Source organism: Pseudomonas sp. AMR01 (assembly GCF_041946035.1).
Classification (GTDB): Bacteria; Pseudomonadota; Gammaproteobacteria; order Pseudomonadales; family Pseudomonadaceae; genus Aquipseudomonas; species Aquipseudomonas antarctica_B.
This window is the reverse complement of the sequence record NZ_JAUTYR010000043.1, coordinates 1-17,897: the sequence shown is the minus strand read 5'-3', so window position 1 is coordinate 17,897 and position 17,897 is coordinate 1. Positions and strand designations below refer to the sequence as shown.

The 17,897-nt window shown below is 61.0% G+C and carries 17 protein-coding genes; 5 read left to right on the top strand and 12 right to left on the bottom strand.

The window, feature by feature from the left end; translation table 11 throughout:
- Window positions 1-8 precede the first annotated feature (8 nt).
- The 3 genes from Q7C20_RS23735 to Q7C20_RS23725 all read left to right on the top strand — a co-directional run bounded on the left by Q7C20_RS23735 (window position 9) and on the right by Q7C20_RS23725 (window position 4,000).
- Window positions 9-1,613, top strand: a complete 1,605-nt coding sequence (locus tag Q7C20_RS23735) for a J domain-containing protein (protein ID WP_375070697.1) — start codon at window positions 9-11, stop codon at window positions 1,611-1,613.
- Between the two features lie 153 nt (window positions 1,614-1,766).
- Window positions 1,767-3,017 (top strand): OprD family porin, encoded by a 1,251-nt coding sequence (locus tag Q7C20_RS23730; protein ID WP_375070695.1) that lies wholly within the window; start codon window positions 1,767-1,769, stop codon window positions 3,015-3,017.
- A gap of 83 nt (window positions 3,018-3,100) precedes the next feature.
- Window positions 3,101-4,000 carry a polysaccharide deacetylase family protein gene (locus Q7C20_RS23725; protein WP_375070693.1) on the top strand — a complete coding sequence of 300 codons (900 nt, stop codon included), beginning with the start codon at window positions 3,101-3,103 and terminating at the stop codon, window positions 3,998-4,000.
- Between the two features lie 30 nt (window positions 4,001-4,030).
- Here the strand turns inward: Q7C20_RS23725 and pcaC are convergent, their stop codons facing one another.
- The 11 genes from pcaC to pcaR form a co-directional block, all read right to left on the bottom strand.
- On the bottom strand, window positions 4,031-4,423 hold the full coding sequence (pcaC, locus tag Q7C20_RS23720; protein WP_060753777.1) for a 4-carboxymuconolactone decarboxylase: 393 nt from the start codon (window positions 4,421-4,423) through the stop codon (window positions 4,031-4,033).
- Between the two features lie 324 nt (window positions 4,424-4,747).
- Window positions 4,748-5,539: a 3-oxoadipate enol-lactonase gene (pcaD, locus tag Q7C20_RS23715; RefSeq protein ID WP_375070691.1), complete on the bottom strand. Its 792-nt coding sequence runs from the start codon at window positions 5,537-5,539 to the stop codon at window positions 4,748-4,750.
- 10 nt (window positions 5,540-5,549) lie between these two features.
- Window positions 5,550-6,914 (bottom strand): 3-carboxy-cis,cis-muconate cycloisomerase, encoded by a 1,365-nt coding sequence (locus Q7C20_RS23710; RefSeq protein WP_375070689.1) that lies wholly within the window; start codon window positions 6,912-6,914, stop codon window positions 5,550-5,552.
- Between the two features lie 10 nt (window positions 6,915-6,924).
- Window positions 6,925-8,217, bottom strand: coding sequence for an MFS family transporter (locus Q7C20_RS23705; protein ID WP_375070688.1), 1,293 nt, complete (start codon window positions 8,215-8,217; stop codon window positions 6,925-6,927).
- A gap of 186 nt (window positions 8,218-8,403) precedes the next feature.
- Complete coding sequence (gene pcaG / locus Q7C20_RS23700) at window positions 8,404-8,970, bottom strand: protocatechuate 3,4-dioxygenase subunit alpha (RefSeq protein WP_375070686.1); 567 nt, start codon at window positions 8,968-8,970, stop codon at window positions 8,404-8,406.
- Between the two features lies 1 nt (window position 8,971).
- On the bottom strand, window positions 8,972-9,676 hold the full coding sequence (gene pcaH, locus Q7C20_RS23695) for a protocatechuate 3,4-dioxygenase subunit beta (RefSeq protein WP_375070684.1): 705 nt from the start codon (window positions 9,674-9,676) through the stop codon (window positions 8,972-8,974).
- 17 nt (window positions 9,677-9,693) lie between these two features.
- Complete coding sequence (gene pcaF / locus Q7C20_RS23690) at window positions 9,694-10,896, bottom strand: 3-oxoadipyl-CoA thiolase (protein WP_375070732.1); 1,203 nt, start codon at window positions 10,894-10,896, stop codon at window positions 9,694-9,696.
- On the bottom strand, window positions 10,893-11,672 hold the full coding sequence (locus Q7C20_RS23685) for a CoA-transferase subunit beta (protein ID WP_375070682.1): 780 nt from the start codon (window positions 11,670-11,672) through the stop codon (window positions 10,893-10,895). Before Q7C20_RS23685 ends, pcaF begins: the two co-directional genes overlap by 4 nt.
- Window positions 11,672-12,529 carry a CoA transferase subunit A gene (locus tag Q7C20_RS23680; protein ID WP_375070681.1) on the bottom strand — a complete coding sequence of 286 codons (858 nt, stop codon included), beginning with the start codon at window positions 12,527-12,529 and terminating at the stop codon, window positions 11,672-11,674. The genes Q7C20_RS23685 and Q7C20_RS23680 overlap by 1 nt, the downstream gene beginning before the upstream one ends.
- Window positions 12,530-12,815: 286 nt before the next feature.
- On the bottom strand, window positions 12,816-14,156 hold the full coding sequence (locus tag Q7C20_RS23675; protein WP_375070679.1) for an MFS transporter: 1,341 nt from the start codon (window positions 14,154-14,156) through the stop codon (window positions 12,816-12,818).
- Window positions 14,157-14,303: 147 nt separating this feature from the next.
- Window positions 14,304-15,146 carry a pca regulon transcriptional regulator PcaR gene (pcaR, locus tag Q7C20_RS23670; RefSeq protein WP_145162733.1) on the bottom strand — a complete coding sequence of 281 codons (843 nt, stop codon included), beginning with the start codon at window positions 15,144-15,146 and terminating at the stop codon, window positions 14,304-14,306.
- A gap of 550 nt (window positions 15,147-15,696) precedes the next feature.
- Between pcaR and Q7C20_RS23665 the strand changes: the two genes are divergently transcribed.
- Window positions 15,697-15,897 (top strand): hypothetical protein, encoded by a 201-nt coding sequence (locus tag Q7C20_RS23665; RefSeq protein ID WP_003189295.1) that lies wholly within the window; start codon window positions 15,697-15,699, stop codon window positions 15,895-15,897.
- A gap of 324 nt (window positions 15,898-16,221) precedes the next feature.
- On the top strand, window positions 16,222-17,697 hold the full coding sequence (locus Q7C20_RS23660; RefSeq protein ID WP_348060225.1) for an inorganic phosphate transporter: 1,476 nt from the start codon (window positions 16,222-16,224) through the stop codon (window positions 17,695-17,697).
- On the opposite strand, the gene Q7C20_RS23655 is transcribed toward Q7C20_RS23660, so the two are convergent.
- The coding region (locus tag Q7C20_RS23655; protein ID WP_375070676.1) for a hypothetical protein at window positions 17,653-17,897 on the bottom strand (245 nt) is incomplete at its 5' end. The genes Q7C20_RS23660 and Q7C20_RS23655 overlap by 45 nt on opposite strands.

The following is a 17,897-nucleotide window of genomic DNA, read 5'->3' as shown; positions in this document are numbered from 1 at the left end:
AACACAACATGGACTGTTGGACAGTGTTGCAACTGGCGGACGACGTCGACGAACGCACGATCAAACGCACCTATGCGCGACTGCTGAAAAGTTGCCGCCCGGACGATGACCCTGAGGGTTTCCAGCGCCTGCGCGAAGCTTATGAGCAGGCCTTAAGCGAAGCGCGCTGGCGGGCGGACGACGAGGAGCAAGCGCACGACGTAGTCGTCGATCAGGCCTGCGCCAACCTCAACAACCTGGATGAACAGATGGTTGTTCGCCCTGTCAGCCCGGCGCCGTTCGACGCGCCCGCGCCGAACCCGGCCCAAGCACTGATCAGCGGCCTCAACGCCAGCAATCTGGATGAACGCTGGGCCCAGGCCCAACAGCAGCACTGCGCCGATGCGTTCCAGGCCGCCCTGCTGCGCCATTGCTTTGAAACACCAGCCGAGCGCGGCGCGATTGCAGCATGGGCGGTTCAACATCTTGAATGGCTGACACCCTGGCAACAGGTGTCGATGACGCCCTGGCAGCACGAAGCACTGGCGGGGGAATTGCTCCAGCAATATCGAGGCGAGTTGCAGGCGCTACTGGAACAAAAAGCCGAGCGCGAATTCGTCACCCAGCTCACGCGTTGCAACACTCAACCCTGGTTGCGGGTCTTCGACCTGCAACAGCAATGGCAACGCATGCTCCTGCAATTGCTTCACGACACCCAATGGAGCGTGCCGTTGTTTGAGCGCGTGTGTCAGGTATTTGGCTGGGACGATCAGAAAGGCGTGTACCCCGAACCCGCCTGGATGTGGCGCAGCCTGGTGTCTCGCTGCGAACAGGAAAGCTTCTTCGCCAACCTGCAGGAAAAGGCGCTGAACGGACCGCGCAACTCGCCCGACACGTTGCCTGCGCGGTTGCTGCTAACTCCCATGTCTGCCACCGAACAGGTTCGTCTGCTCGCCAAGTTTGGCGACGACCAATGGAAGGCGTGCCAGCAATTGTCCGAAAAATTCGCATGGCGCTATCCATCGTTGCTCGATCGTCTGCCTCAACCCGATGTGTTTTTTTGGCGCAAGTTCCTGCCACGCAGGGTCAGCGATCAAACCTGGGGCAGGGTATGGGGCGGCTTGGCCATCGCTACTGCCCTGGCGTCCATTCACCTGAAAAAAAGCCCTGCCCCCGTCGAGCTCATCATTTTCATGCTGATGACGTTTTTACCCACCGTGATCGCCATACGCGTCACCCAGGCCTGGGCAGTCATCACTGCGCACCTGATCGTCGTCGATTTGTGGCTAAGCGAGCGACTGCTATCCAAACGTTTCAACCCGCGCCAGTACTGGCTGGTGCTGCGCCACGGTGTTCCGCAGGTAGGAATGCTGTTGATGTTCGGCTTCGTGCTGGGCCTGATGGGTATGCTGACTTACGTGGGCATGATCCTGATCAACCTGTTCACCAGCCGTCGCATCGGTGAGGTCAGCGAATCCTTTAACGAAAAATGGCCATGGGTCTGCGGACTGCACTGGGGTTACTGGAGCCCGCTGCAAGTGGCTTTTCTGGTGGTCATGGTGGTCGTGACCCTCGCCTGCCAACTGTACCTGCCCACCTTCCCTTTGACCCGCCTGGTAGAGTACCGAATGTAAACGTCGCGCAGGCGGGCTGCCCCGTATCGGGCGGCCCGCCAACTTACGTTCGATCATCGCCCACAACCCGCACTCCCCCACTTTCATCGCCCCCACACCGCCAAGCACCATGGCCGGCACCTGCATAACCCCAATAACAACAGGTCCCTCGCCATGAGCACTTTGCATCCGCGCCAGCTGTTGCTGGCCACTGCTGTCGCCAGTTTTGCCTTGCCAGTCGTCGCCGAAGAACACGGCTTTCTCGAAGACGCCAGCGCCAACCTCAACCTGCGCAATTTCTTCTTCAACCGCAATTACACAAACCCGTCCAAAACCCAGGGCGGCGCGCAGGAGTGGACACAGAGTTTCATCCTCGACGCCAAGTCCGGCTTCACCCAAGGCACGGTGGGTTTTGGGTTGGATGTGTTGGGGTTGTATTCCGAAAAGCTGGATGGCGGGCGCGGCACCGGCGGCACTCAGTTGCTGCCACTGGACCGCGATGGGCGCCCGGCGGATAACTTCGGGCGCCTGGGTGTGGCGTTCAAGGCGCGGATCTCCAAGACCGAGCTGAAAGTCGGCGAGTGGATGCCGGTGCTGCCGATCCTGCGTTCAGACGACGGCCGCTCCCTGCCGCAAACCCTGCGCGGCGGGCAGATCACGTCAAAGGAAATCGACGGCCTGACCCTCTACGGCGGCCAGTTCCGCGCCAACAGCCCGCGCGACGACAGCAGCATGACGGACCTGTCGATGTTCGGTAAAACCGCCTTCACCTCCGACCGCTTCAACTTCCAGGGTGCTGAGTACGCCTTCAACGACAAACGCACACAGGTCGGCGTCTGGAATGCCCAGCTCAAAGACATCTACCGCCAGCAGTTCGTCAATGTGATCCACAGCCAACCACTGGGCGACTGGACCCTGGGCGCCAACCTCGGCTTCTTCTATGGCAAGGATGACGGCAGTGCCCGCGCCGGTGAGTTGGACAACACGACCTGGTCCGGCCTGTTCTCGGCCAAATACGGCGGCAACACCTTCTACGTCGGCCTGCAAAAACTCACCGGCAACAGCGCCTGGATGCGCGTCAATGGCACCAGCGGAGGCACGCTGGCCAACGATAGCTACAACGCCAGCTACGACAACGCCCGGGAGAAATCCTGGCAGGTGCGCCACGACTTCAACTTCGTGGTACTGGGCTTGCCCGGCTTAACCTTGATGAACCGCTACATCAGCGGCAGCAACGTGCACACAGGCTTGATTACCGACGGCAAGGAATGGGGACGCGAGAGCGAATTGGGCTACACCGTGCAGAGCGGCACCCTCAAAAACCTCAACATGCGCTGGCGCAATTCGAGCATGCGGCGCGACTACAGCAACAATGAGTTTGATGAAAACCGGTTGATCGTCAGTTACCCGATCAGCCTGCTGTAACCCGCCGCTGAACTTGCGGTATGGTGCGCGCCTGCCGCTGCTGATCCGCCCAGCAGCGGCCTTCATTCGAGCCCGCGCCCACCATGAAATCCTTCGCGAATACCTGTGCACTGCTTGCCCTGGCTTTGAGCCTCAGCGGCTGCATCGGCGCGCCCATCGCCTTGACGCCGCAGACCGAACAGCGTTTGCAGGCGCAGGCGCCGATCCGATTCCTGCTGACCTTTGATGATGGCCCCAGCGCCTCGGGCTACAACAACCCGAGCCGCTCGGTGGTGGCTGACCTGGCGAACAACCCGGTATTGCCGGGCATCAAGGCGGTGTTCTTCGTGCAGACCGAGGCCTCTCGCTCCGGCGGCAGTTCACGGGGTCGCAAGACCATGGAGCGCGAATACGCGGCCGGGCATATCCTGGGCTTTCACACCGCCACCGCGTTTCATACCAACCACCGTTGGCTGAACGATGCCGAGCTGGAAAGCACCCTCACCCAGGGCGCCGCCGATATTGCGTCAATCACCGGCGCTTCGCCCTTGCTGGTGCGCCCGCCCTTCTGGAACTACGACAAACGCACCTTCGCCGCCTACACGCGTCACGGCATGCGGGTGTTGTTGACCGACCTGAGTGCCAATGACGGCAAGATCTGGGGCTTCAATGGCAGCCCGCGCCGCCGCGCCAACCTGTACCGGCAATTGTCGGTAGTGCGCGAGCGCATTGCCTTGGGCGAACTGCCGACGGTGGACGGCGTGATACCGGTGGTAGTGACCTTCCACGACATCAACCGCTACACCGCGCGGCACCTGCAGGAATACCTGCAGATCCTGATGGACAGCGCGCGCATCAACGGCATGAAAACAGCCGCCGAGCCGTTCTACACCGACCACGCCACCCTTGAGCGCGCGGCGCTGGCGCGCACGGTTAACGATGTGAATGAACAGGTGCATTTGCCCGGCGTGTGGAACTGGGTGTGGGACGCAGATTCCCACTGATGATCATCCCTACGCTGCGCGTGGCAACCATCATTGCCGGGATTCGACGCCCAGTTCATCCCACACTGACTCTGCCAGATGAAACGTCGCATTCGCGGCGGGAATTCCGCAGTAGATCGCGCTCTGCATCAGCACTTCCTTGATCTCGGCGCGGGTTACTCCATTGCTCGCGGCGGCGCGCAGGTGCAGCTTGAGTTCTTCGCTGCGGTTCATGCCGATCAACATGGCGATGGTGATCAGGCTGCGGGTATGCCGAGGCAGCCCCGGACGGGTCCAGATATCACCCCAGGCATGACGGGTGATCATCTCCTGAAACTCGCTGTTGAACTCGGTCAAGGCATTCAGGCTACGATCGACATGCGCGTCGCCCAGCACTTCGCGACGCACCTGCAGGCCGTCGGCGTAACGTTGTTTCTCGTCCACAAAAAACTCCTAATTCGCGTTAATGATGAGTGAGCGGGATTGTTGTGGCATTCAGGCTAGATATGGCGAGCGGGCTCGTTGTGGCGAGCGGGCTTGCCCCGCGTTGGGCTGCGAAGCGGCCCTGATTGGTCACCGCGTTCTTCCAGATGAAACTGGTCCGCTGGTTTTGGGGCTGCTTCGCAGCCCAACGCGGGGCAAGCCCGCTCGCCACAACAAGCCCGCTTGCCATATCTAGCCTGCTCACCACAACAAGCCCGTTTGCCATAAAAAGCCTGCATGCCACAACTAGCCCACTCACCACCATCAGCCTCACCCGCCACAGATTCAGCGGGCCAGCAAAAATTCCAGCACGCGGTCACTGAACGCAGCGCCGGCCTGGACGTTGGACAAGTGCGCCGCATAGAACTCGGCGTACTCCGCGCCCCTCACGTGGGTCTGGATAAAATGGCTGCCAGCAGGCGGTGTAACCGCGTCTTCACTGCCGGCAATCACCAGCGTCGGTACGCTGATTGAACCCAGTTGCCCACGCAAGTCCGCATCACGCACCGCCGCGCAGTTGGCGGCGTAACCCTCAGGCGAGGTGGCGGCGAGCATGTCGGTGATCAGCCTGGCCTGGTCGGGATGAGCCTCGGCAAAATCGGGTGTAAACCACCGCGCAATCGAAGCGTCGCGCAGCGCGACCATGGCTGCGGCGCCGTCACGCAACACCGTCTCAATACGCGTGTTCCACACCTCGGGCGTGCCGATTTTGGCGGCGGTATTGCACACCACCAAGCGGCGCAAGCGCTCGCCCGCGTGGATACCCAACCACTGGCCAATCAGGCCGCCCATGGACAGGCCGCAAAAATGCGCGCGGGGGATTTCCAACGCATCAAGCAAAGCGATGACGTCTTGGCCCAACTGCTCAATGCTGTAAGGGCCTTCGGTCACCAGGGATTTGCCGTGGCCACGGGTGTCGAAACGCAGCACCCGGAAATGCCTGGTGAAGGCCTGCATCTGGATGTCCCACATATGCAGGTCGGTGCCCAACGAGTTGGACAGCACCAGCACCGGCGCATCGACGGGGCCGTCGAGTTGATAATGCAGTTCACCCTCAGCGAGTCTTACAAAAGCCACGGCAATCTCCTTATGCGTTCAATGAGAAGTGGTCGCTGACAGCGCGAGTGACCCACGTGTGGGCCTGCCCCAGGTACTGGGCCGGGTCGAGCAAGCGGTCCAGTTCAGCCGCCGACAACTCGGCAGTGACGCGCGGTTCATCGACCAATACCGCGCGCAGATGGCGACCCTCGGCGACCGCACGTTTGCAGCATTGCTCCAGCAGATGGTGCGCAGTTTCGCGACCCAAGCGTTGAGCCAGCACGATGCTGACCGCTTCGGCCAGCACCAGGCCACGGGTCAGATCCAGGTTGTGGGCCATGCGTGCGGCGTCGACTTCCAACCCTTCGCTCACTAGCACTGCCTGCTTCAAGGCACCCGACACCAACCGGCAAATTTCCGGCAGGGTTTCCCACTCGGCATGCCACAGGCCCAGGCTGCGCTCGTGCTCCTGAGGCATGGCGCTGAACATGGTCGCCACTAACCCCGGCACGCGGGTGGCGGCGCTGATCAGCACGGCGGCGCCCACCGGGTTGCGTTTGTGCGGCATGGTCGAGGAACCGCCTTTGCCGGGTGCGGACGGTTCGAACACTTCGGCCGCTTCGGTCTGCATCAGCAGGCTGATGTCGCGGCCAAGCTTGCCGAGGCTGCCGGCGATCAGGCCGAGGGCGCTGGCAAATTCGACCAGACGATCGCGTTGGGTGTGCCAGGGTTGTTCGGGCAAACTCAGTTGCAACTCGCCAGCCAAGGCTTCGGCCACCGGCATTGCCTGTTCGCCGAGCGCGGCCAGCGTGCCGGAGGCACCACCGAATTGCAGCACCAGCAGGCGCGGTTTCAGTTCGGCAAGACGTTGGCGACTGCGCGTCACGGCCCCCAGCCAGCCGGCGATTTTCATCCCCAGCGTGACCGGCGTTGCGTGCTGCAACCAGGTACGCCCGGCCAGTGGCACGCCCGCGTAACGCTGCGCTTGCGCCGCAAGAATCCCGCCCAACTGCGCAAGATCCGCTTCGATCAAGGCCACTGCACTGCGCAATTGCAGGACCAGCCCAGTGTCCATCACATCCTGGCTGGTCGCACCCAGGTGCACATACCGTTCGGCGCCAGCGTCTTCACTGGCGATCAACGTGCCCAGCGCCTTCACCAGCGGAATCGCCGAGTTCCCCGCCGTGGCAATCGCCACGCCGAGGGCATCCACGTCGTACAGTGACGCCAGGCAGACCTGGGCAATCGGTGCGACGGCGGCCTGCGGAATCAGCCCGACCTTCGCCTGAGCCCGAGCCAGGCCGGCTTCAAAATCCAGCATGCCCTGCAGGCGCCCGCTGTCGCAGAACACCTCGGCCATGCTGTCAGCGGTGAAGTAAGCGTCGAACAGTTGATTGCTCGTGCGCAGTGTCATAACTCATCCCTTACAGATCGTGGTGCAAATAAGCCGCCTGCTTCGGCAGACGCAAGCTGAACAGGAACGCCACAGCCATCATTGCGGTGACGTACCAATAGAAGGCGTTTTCCATGCCCATGGTTTTCAAGCCCAGGGCTACGTATTCCGCCGAGCCGCCGAAAATCGCGTTGGCCACTGCATAGGCTAGGCCCACGCCGAGTGCGCGTATTTGTGGCGGGAACATTTCGGCTTTCACCAAGCCGCTGATCGAGGTGTAGAAGCTCACAATAGCCAAGGCCACGGTGATTAACACAAACGCCAGAAACGGGCTGGTCACGGTTTTCAGGCTCAACAGAATCGGTACCGTGCACAGGGTGCCCAACGCGCCGAACCAGAGCATGGAATTACGGCGACCGATCTTGTCTGCCAGCATGCCGAACAGCGGCTGCATGCACATGTAGAGGAACAGCGCGCCTGTCATGATGTAGCTGGCGGTCTTAGCGTGCATGCCGGCGGTGTTCACCAGGTATTTCTGCATGTATGTGGTGAATGTGTAGAAAATCAGCGAGCCGCCGGCGGTGTAGCCGAGCACCGTGATAAACGCCGCTTTGTGATCGCGAAACAGTGCAGCGATGCTGCCGGCGTCCTTGTCTTCACGCATTTCCTTGCTGGTGGTTTCCTTGAGGGTGCGACGCAGCAGCAGGGAAATCACCGCCGCGATGGCGCCGATCACGAACGGAATACGCCAGCCCCAGGCGCGTAATTCTTCTTCGGTGAGCAGTTGTTGCAGAATCACCACCACCAGCACCGCCAGCAGTTGCCCGCCGATCAGGGTCACGTACTGGAACGAGGCAAAGAAACCACGCTGGCCCTTGAGCGCGACTTCACTCATGTAGGTCGCGGTGGTGCCGTACTCGCCACCCACCGACAACCCCTGAAACAACCGCGCCACCAGCAGCAAGGCCGGGGCCCAGGCGCCGATGTCTTTGTAGGTAGGCAAAAAGGCGATGACCAGCGAGCCGGCGCACATCATCAGCACCGAGATCATCATCGAATTTTTGCGACCGTGTTTGTCGGCGACCCGGCCAAACAGCCAGCCGCCGATAGGCCGCATCAGGAACCCGGCGGCGAACACGCCGGCAGTGTTGAGCAGTTGGACGGTAGGGTCGTCAGACGGGAAAAAGGCCGGGGCAAAGTAGATGGCGCAGAAGGCGTAGACGTAGAAGTCGAACCATTCGACGAGGTTGCCGGAGGACGCACCGACAATCGCAAAAATCCGTTTGCTGCGTTCTTCTCCGGTGTAGTGACTCGTTGTTGTCATGTGTTTTCACTCAGTGGGAACGGTTATAGCCTAGACATACTTTGCAACATCCGTGTTCCGCAAGCAGACTTTTGGCTAGGGGTCGTTTGAGCCGGCCTCATCGGGAGCAAGCCCCCTCCCACATTTGAACGTATTCGCAGATCAAAATGTGGGAGCGGGCTTGCTCGCGAAGGGTCTCAAGCCAACTCAATAATCGAAGAACACCGTTTCCTTATCTGTCCCCTGCAAAATCACATTCCACTGATACACACCCGCCCCATCCCTCTCTGCAATCAACGTGCTACGCCGTTCGGCCGGCACACACGCCAGCAACGGGTCGTCCCCATTCAGCGCTTCCCCGTCAAAATAAATCCGCGTCAGCAAGTGCTTCACCAACCCACGGGCGAACACCAGCACCACCAAATGCGGCGCCTGCGTCGTACCGTTCAGCCCCGGCACGGCGCCCGGCTTGATGGTGGTAAAGCGAAACCGCCCTTCGGCGTCCACCGGCACCCGGCCAAAGCCTTCGAAGTTCGGGTCTACGGCTTTGTCCTGCTCATCCTCAGGATGGTCGTACTTGCCGGCGGCGTTGGCTTGCCAGACTTCGAGCATGGCGTCGTTGACGACATCACCGTTGCCATCCACCACTTGCCCACTGATCGCCACGCGCTCGCCAAGGGTGGCGGGCACGGTCAGGTCTTCGCGGTTCAGCCAGGTCAGGCCGATGTGGTAATACGGCCCGACGGTGTGGGACGTAGTCGCGTTGAGTGTCATCTCATTTCTCCATCGGCGTGGCGTCGCGGCCGCGCAGGACGATGTCCCAGCGGTAGCCGAGGGCATAGGAAGGAATGGTTTTTTCCAGGTCGAAGCTGGCGATCAGGCGTTGCTTGGCCGAGGTGTCGGGCACGCAGTTGTAGATCGGGTCGTATTCGAGCAGCGGGTCGCCAGGGAAATACATCTGCGTCACCAACCGCGTCAGCACACTGGGGCCGAACAGCGAGAAGTGGATATGCGCCGGGCGCCACGCGTTGTGGTGGTTGCCCCACGGGTAGGCGCCGGGCTTGATGGTCTGGAATTGATACCAGCCCTCGGCGTCGGTGACGGTGCGGCCGGTGCCGGTGAAATTCGGGTCCAGCGGCGCGTCGTGCAGGTCGCGCTTGTGGTTGTAGCGGCCGGCGGCGTTGGCCTGCCAGATTTCCACGAGGATGCCCGGCACCGGTAGAGCATTTTCATCCAGCACCCGGCCATGAATGATGATGCGTTCGCCCTGAGGCTCGCCGTCATGCTGAGTCGTCAGGTCATTGTCCTTCTCGCCTACTCGCTCGGCGCCAATGGTCGGGCCGGTAATTTCCGATAAGGAATGGGGCAGAAACACCAACGGCTGGGACGGCGAACGCAGGTTCGTCGACTGATAGGCCGGGTGCAGGTAATCAGGTTGAGTGCCCGCTTGCGGGCGCCGATAACCGGGCTTGTCACTCATGCAGCAATCCTCTCTTGTTAGATGCGTTCAATCGCCAGGGCCAGGCCTTGGCCGACGCCCACGCACATAGTCGCCAGGCCTTTGCGGCCGCCGGTTTTTTCCAGTTGGTGCAACGCCGTCAATACCAACCGCGCGCCGCTCATGCCCAGCGGATGGCCGAGGGCGATGGCGCCGCCGTTCGGATTGACTTGCGGCGCATCGTCGGCGATACCGAGTTCACGCAGCACCGCCAGGCCTTGGCTGGCGAAGGCTTCGTTGAGTTCGATCACGTCAAAGTCGGTGACGGCCAGGCCCAGACGCTCTACCAGTTTGCGCACGGCGGGCACCGGGCCAATGCCCATCACACGCGGGGCGACACCGGCACTGGCCATGCCCAATACGCGGGCGCGGGCAGTCAGGCCGTGTTTTTTCACCGCCTCGGCAGAGGCCAGGATCAGCGCGGCGGCACCGTCGTTGACGCCCGAGGCGTTGCCCGCCGTGACCGTCTTGTCGGGACCATTCACCGGCTTGAGTTTGGCCAGGGCTTCCAGGCTGGTGTCCCGTGGATGTTCATCGTGTTCCACCACGGTCTCGCCTTTTTTATGGGCGACCCGCACCGGCACGATCTCTTCAGCGAAGAAGCCGGCAGCCTGAGCCGCTGCCGTGCGTTGCTGGCTGCGCAGGGCGAAAGCGTCCTGGTCAGCGCGTGAGACGTTGTAGTCGTCGGCCACGTTGTCGGCGGTCTGCGGCATCGCATCCACGCCATACTGGGCTTTCATCAACGGGTTGATAAAACGCCAGCCGATGGTGGTGTCTTCCAGCTTCATGTTTCGCGAAAACGCCGCGTCAGCCTTGCCCATCACGAATGGCGCGCGGGACATCGACTCTACGCCGCCAGCAATCGCCAGCTCCATTTCGCCGCTGGCAATGGCGCGAAACGCCGTGCCGATGGCGTCCATGCCCGAGGCGCACAAACGGTTGAGGGTCACGCCGGGAATGCTTTCCGGCAGGCCGGCGAGCAACAGCGCCATGCGCGCGACGTTGCGGTTGTCTTCACCGGCCTGGTTGGCGCAGCCGAGGAACACCTCATCGACTGCGCTCCAGTCTACTGATGGGTTGCGCTCGATCAGCGCCTTGATCGGCAATGAAGCCAGGTCATCGGCACGCACGGTCGACAGGCCACCGCCGAAACGGCCGATAGGGGTGCGAATGGCATCGCAGATAAACACGTCACGCATCAGGCTTCTCCCGGCGCTTGGCCGTGGGCGGCAGCGGTGCGTGCTTCAAGATCACGCAGGGCGGTCAGTTCTACCTCGGTGGGTTCGGCAGTGGTGGCGACCTGATCCGCAAAACGGATCGCCCAGCCGGTAGCCGCGACGACTTGCTCACGGGTCACGCCCGGGTGCAGTGCGGTGACCACGAATTCATGGGTGCCCTCTTCCGGTTCCATGGTGCACAGGTCGGTAATAATGCCCACCGGACCGGCGCCTGGCAGGCCCAGACGCTTGCGTGAATCGCCGCCTTCGCCGTGACCGACCGAGGTGATGAAATCCAGCTTGTCGACGAACGAGCGTGCCGACTGCTTGAGGATGATCAGCACGCTTTTGGCCGAACCTGCAATTTCCGGCGCGCCACCGGCACCCGGCAGGCGCACTTTGGGCTGGTGGTAGTCACCGACCACGGTGGTGTTGATATTGCCAAAACGGTCGACTTGGGCAGCGCCGAGAAAGCCGACGTCGATGCGCCCGCCTTGCAGCCAATAGCGAAAAATCTCACCGGTCGGCACCACGGTGTCAGCGGTTTCAGCCAGTTCGCCATCACCGATCGACAGCGGCAGTACCGAGGGCTTGGCGCCGATCGGGCCGGACTCGTAAATCAGCACCACGTCGGGCGACGAGGTCAGGCGTGCGAGGTTGGCGGCCTTGGAGGGCAGGCCGATGCCGACAAAACACACGGTGCCATTTTTGAGACGGCGCGCGGCGGCGACGGTCATCATTTCATTGGTCGAGTAAGTCATTAATGGGCCTCCTGCGCGGTGGCCAGCCTGGCCTGAAATTCACTGAAGTCGGCAGTGCCGTGGATGTAGTTGTCGATCCAGGCGGTAAAGGTCCCACGGTCGCGGGCGATTGGGTCCCACGCCTGATAGAAACGGTTATCGCGCTCGTTGTAGCCGTGGGCGTAGGACGGATGTGCACCGCCAGGAACATGACAGACCGCCGTCAGGGCCCAGGTCGGCAGCACGCAGCTGTTCATCGGTGCGTTCAAGTCGTCGACGATTTCTTCAACCGTGACGATGCAACGCTTGGCCGCCAGGGCTGCTTCTTTCTGCACGCCGAGAATGCCCCAGAGCAAAACGTTGCCCTTGCGGTCGGCCTTTTGTGCGTGGATCACGGTGACGTCCGGGCGCACCGACGGCACGGCTGCCAGCACTTCGCCGGTGAACGGGCAGGTCACGGTCTTGATCAGCGGGTTGACCTTGGGCAAATCGGAACCGGCGTAGGCACGCAGCACCGCGAACGGTAGGCCCGAAGCACCCGCAACGTAGGCATTGGCCAGGTCGGCGTGGCTGTGTTCTTCAATCTCCAGCGGCTGTGGCCACTGCTTCTCAACGGCGTCGCGCAGGCGATGCAAGGAGCCCACACCGGGGTTGCCGCCCCAGGAGAAAATCAACTTGCGGGCGCAACCGGCGCCGATCAACTGGTCGTAGATCAGGTCAGGCGTCATACGCACCAGCGTCAGGTCTTTCTTGCCCTGACGAATGATTTCATGCCCCGCCGCTGTAGGGATCAAATGGGTAAAGCCTTCGAGCGCGACGGTATCGCCGTCGTTCACAAAGCGCTTTACCGCATCTCGCAGGGTAAGGATTTCAGCCATGGGGTTGGGCTCCCGGTATGGATCGAAAGAGACGCTGGGGTCGCGCCGAAGTGCTTGAAGATTAAGCCGGGGATAAGGCCCGAACAATCCGATAATCGACACAGCGTTCGATTATCGAACGGATTGTTACCTTGCTAACCTTAGGCCCAAACCCACCTCGGTCAATGTGGGAGCGGGCTTGCTCGCGAATGCTTTGGGTCAGTTATAGATGAGTTAACTGACCCACCGCTTTCGCGAGCAAGCCCGCTCCCACATAAGCTCTATAGCAAACAGAACCGGGTGGCCCTCAGGTGGCGTCGGCGTGGCTGACCATGCCTTTGATCAGCACCGCAGCGGTAGCCAATGCGGCCGGGATCACCAGCGCAGTGAGCACCTGCTCGAAGTTCCAACCCAGGCCAAGCAAGGTCGCGCCCATCCACGCGCCAAGAATCGCGCCGAAACGGCCGATGCCAAGCATCCACGACACGCCGGTGGCGCGGCCCTGAGTCGGGTAAAAGCGCGCGGCCAGGGACGGCATCGCCGATTGCGCGCCGTTGACGCACATCCCGGCCACCAACACCAACGTCGCCAGCACGGTGATATTGCCCAGGCTCTGCCCCACCGCGTAGGCAAACACCCCGGCCAACAGGTAGAAAGTGCCGATGACTTTGTGGGGGTTGAACCGGTCCATCGCCCAGCCCACCCCGACTGCGCTCAGCACACCACCAAACTGGAACAAGGCGCCGATGAATGCGGCCTGCTCCATGCTCGCGCCGCTGTCACGCATCAGGGTCGGCAGCCAACTGGTGAGCAAATACACAATCACCAGGCCCATAAAGTAGGTGAGCCACAACAACAAGGTGCCGGCGCTGTAGGTGCCGGAGAAGATCACCGCGAATACGTTGCGCGCCTTGACGGTTTTCTGCTCGGGCACGCTGAAGCTGGTGGCTTGGGCGACGAGGTTGGGCTCGATGGGTGACAGGGTTTTGCGCACTTTGTCGGTGCCGAGATTACGCACCACCAGATAGCGCGCCGACTCGGGCAGCCACACCATCAGCACCGCCGCGAGGATCAACGGCAGGATCCCGCCGATCATCAACAGCGCATGCCAGCCGAATGCCGGGATCAGCTTGGCCGAGATAAAGCCGCCACCGGCCATGCCGAGGTTGAAGCCACAGAACATGCTCGTCACCAGCAGCGACTTGTGACGTTCCGGGGTGTATTCGGAGAGCAGCGTGGTGGCGTTCGGCATTCCCGCGCCCAGGCCAAGCCCGGTGAGAAAGCGCAGTACAAGCAATTGATCGACGTTGGCGCTGTAGGCCGAGGCCAGGCTGAAAGCGCCGAACACCAGCACCGCGCCGACCAATACCCCTTTGCGGCCGAAGCGGTCGGCCAGTGGGCCGGAGCCCAGCGCGCCGAACACCATGCCAATCAACGCGGCGCTCATCACTGGGCCGAGGCTGGCGCGGTCAATGCCCCAATCCTGGGACAGCGCCGGCGCAATAAAGCCCATGGCGGCCGTGTCGAGGCCATCAAGGAACACAATCAGGAAACACAGGATCACCACGCGCCACTGATAGCGTGACAGTGGCTGGGTGTTGATGAAGGACTGCACGTCCAGGTTCGTACCGAGAGAAGGCTGATTCATTATTGTTATTTCCACACCGATGGGCGGGCTGGCGACCTGTGGCCGTCATTATTATTGGGGGCAGCGTTGAGAGCGCTGCCGCACATTAATAAGCCAGGGCAAACCCCGTCAATTCACCCGGCGGGTAACTGTGCGGTCACCGAACACTTAGGCAAATAGCTGAGCACTCAGCTCACGGCTGGCACTGAGCATGCTCGGCAGGAAACGCTGTTCCAGTTCGCTGCGGCTGACCCGCCCGGCGTGGGTGCTCACGTTCAGCGCCGCCAACACCTGGCCCGACGCGTCGTAGACCGGCACGGCGATGGAACGCAGGCCCTGCTCCAGTTCCTGGTCGACAATGCACCAACCTTGCTGACGCACTTGTTGCAGGCATTCGAACAAGGCGTCGGGGGTGGTCAGGGTGCGGCTGGTCTTGGTCTGCAGGTCGGCGTGATCGAGGTAGTCCTGGAGGGACGCATCGTCGAGCGCCGCGAGCAGGATGCGGCCCATGGACGTGCAATACGCCGGCAAACGGCCGCCCACCGACAGGTCCACGGAAATCAAACGCTGGGTGGTGGCAGAACGGGCGATATAAAGGATGTCGTCGCCTTCGAGGGTCGCCATGTTGCAGGCTTCATGCAGCTGCTCGCTCATGCGGTCCAGGTAGGGCTGGGCCGATACCGCCAGCGGCGTGGACGACAAATAGGCATGGCCCAGGGTCAACACTTTAGGCAGCAGCGAATAGGTTCGCCCGTCTGTGGTGGCGTAGCCGAGTTTGATCAAGGTGTGCAAGCAACGGCGCACAGCGGCGCGGGGGATTTCCGTGCGGTGGCTGATCTGAGCGATGGTCAGGTGGCGTTTGCGCTCCTGGAACGCCTGCACCACGGCCAAGCCGCGAGCCAGGGAGGTCATGAAATCCGGATCACCGGTAAACGCCTGAATGCGCTTGGCCGGTGACGCCACGATCGGCGGCGCCACTGACGCGAAGGAGTTGCGCAATTGATCGTTCATTTCAAGGGTCCTTTTTCTTGTTTTCAACCGCTGGGAGGGTTGGCCGCTATTACAAGCCGCGCCGGACGGGATGCACAAGGCAGCCCTGGCAACATTGGGCGATTATCGGACGATCATTCGATTATCGCAATTTTCGCCGCCAGACCCCACCCGGCACTCGATGGACGAGTTCACACAGTGGATAAATTTATGCCGCTATGTCGATACAGTGCGAACTATATGACACGCAAGATTGACGAAAACTGACGCGCGCATGTAACAAAACCCTCATACAACGTTGACGCTTTTTAACTTCACGGTGATAGTGTTATTCAAACGCGCCGCTATAATGAGCCCAGTGCAGAGGTCAGCCCGGTATTCCTGCCGGGATTGGAGCTCGCCAGGCGTTGCGAGGTGCGAGCATCGCCAGTTATACGTATCGGCTTAAACGAATTACCGTGTGCCCGCTTTCAAACTTGAACGGTTGCATTGTTCAACTTGAAATAACCCGAGCACGATTTTCAGGCGTGACGCTGCACATTAAATACACTCAACTTAATTAGGTAACACTGTGACGAAAGACGAACTGCGCGCGGAACTTGAGCGCCAGGAGCAACGTTACAAGGACGTTTACGGCGGGGAAGTCACCACCTACGCCGCCCAGCCTGAGCCGGAGCGCAAACCATGGCGCAAACGCGCCAGTTTGCTGGATCAGGCATTTGCCCAGGAAATCCAAAAGATTGAACAGGAACTCAAAACCGAAGAACCATAAACGCTTGGGTTTGAGCTTCATGGTTTTGCCACCACTGCTGGCGCATTGCCAGTGGTGGGCAGCCTGATTCATGACAGGTGCCTGATCGCCTCCAGCAAAATTTCGTACAAATGTTTCAGGCATGACAGTTGGATGACGAAAATTGTCATTTTCAGCCTCGCGCTTTATAAATCAAAGACTTGCCAAAGCCCCTAAAACCTTGGGATGCGCGCCCGTGCGTCGATTTTTTCCAATGAAGATTGTTACCGATCAACAGCTAGTGCATCGATTACCGAGGTTTTCTGGCATAATCGCGCCCCCTTACGACCGGGTCAGAAAACCTTCATGATCGATTTATTCAGCGGACTGGATGCTTGGGTTCTCGTGAGCCTGTTGCTCGCCCTGGCCTTTGTCCTCGCCTTCGAGTTCATCAATGGCTTTCATGACACCGCTAACGCGGTGGCCACAGTCATCTATACCAAAGCCATGCCGCCACATCTGGCCGTGTTCTTCTCCGGGGTGTTCAACTTCCTCGGCGTGTTGCTCGGTGGTGTGGGTGTCGCCTACGCCATCGTGCACTTGCTGCCGGTTGAGCTGCTGATCAATGTGAACACCGGCCATGGTCTGGCGATGGTCTTCTCGTTGTTGGCCGCCGCGATCACATGGAACCTGGGCACCTGGTACTTCGGTATCCCGGCGTCCAGCTCCCACACCCTGATCGGCTCGATCCTCGGTGTCGGCCTGGCCAATGCCTTGATCAACGACATCCCGCTGGCTGACGGTGTGAACTGGCAGAAAGCGATCGATATCGGCGCGTCCCTGGTGTTCTCGCCGATGGCCGGTTTTGTGGTCGCAGCCCTGGTGCTGCTTGGTCTGAAATGGTGGCGCCCGCTGTCGAAGATGCACAAGACGCCGGATCAGCGCCGCAAGCTCGACGACAAGAAGCACCCGCCGTTCTGGAACCGCCTGGTGCTGGTGATTTCCGCCATGGCCGTAAGCTTCGTGCACGGCTCCAATGACGGTCAGAAAGGTATCGGCCTGATCATGCTCGTGCTGATCGGCATCGTGCCGGCGCAGTTCGTACTCGACCTGGGCAGCACCACTTACCAGATCGAGCGTACCCGCGACGCGACCTCGCACTTAAGCCAGTTCTACCAGCGCAATCATGAAACCCTCGGTGAGTTCCTCGCCTTGGGTAAAAGCGTGAAGGACGACCTGCCCGGCAAGTTCCAGTGCAACCCGCAGCAGACCGAGCCCACCATCAGCGCGCTGCTGGGGACGTTGAAAGGTGTCTCCGACTACCATTCGCTGACCGCCGAGCACCGCATTGAAGTGCGCCGCTACCTGCTCTGCCTGGACGACACCGCGAAGAAGGTCGGCAAGCTGCCGAACCTGCCCGCGCGTGACAAGGCCGACCTGGACAAGCTGCGCAAAGACCTGACCGCCACCACCGAATATGCACCGTTCTGGGTGATCCTCGCGGTGGCACTGGCCCTGGGCCTGGGCACCATGGTGGGCTGGAAGCGTGTGGTACTGACCATTGGTGAGAAGATTGGCAAGCAGGGCATGACCTATGCCCAGGGCATGTCGGCGCAGATTACCACCGCCAGCATGATTGGCCTGGCCAACATCTTCAGCCTGCCGGTGTCCACGACCCACGTGCTGTCTTCCGGTGTTGCCGGGACCATGGTTGCGAACAAAAGCGGCCTGCAGGGCGGGACGGTGAAGACCATTCTGATGGCTTGGGTGTTGACCTTGCCGGCGACCGTCGGGCTGTCAGCCGGGTTGTTTTGGCTGGCTTCCAAGGCGTTGGGTAGCTGATAGCTTGTTGGTTTTGAAGGAGGCGTGATCCGTGAGGGTTGCGCCTTTTTTGCTTTTTGGGGCTTTGGGGTTTGTGTACATATCCGTTGCTGCGGTAACGGCTGAGATGGGTTCCGCTTTTATAGCCAGCCCTTTCAAGGTCTTTGGGAATCTGTCTGAAAGGGCGAACACTATCCCTGTGGCGAGCGGGCTTGCCCCGC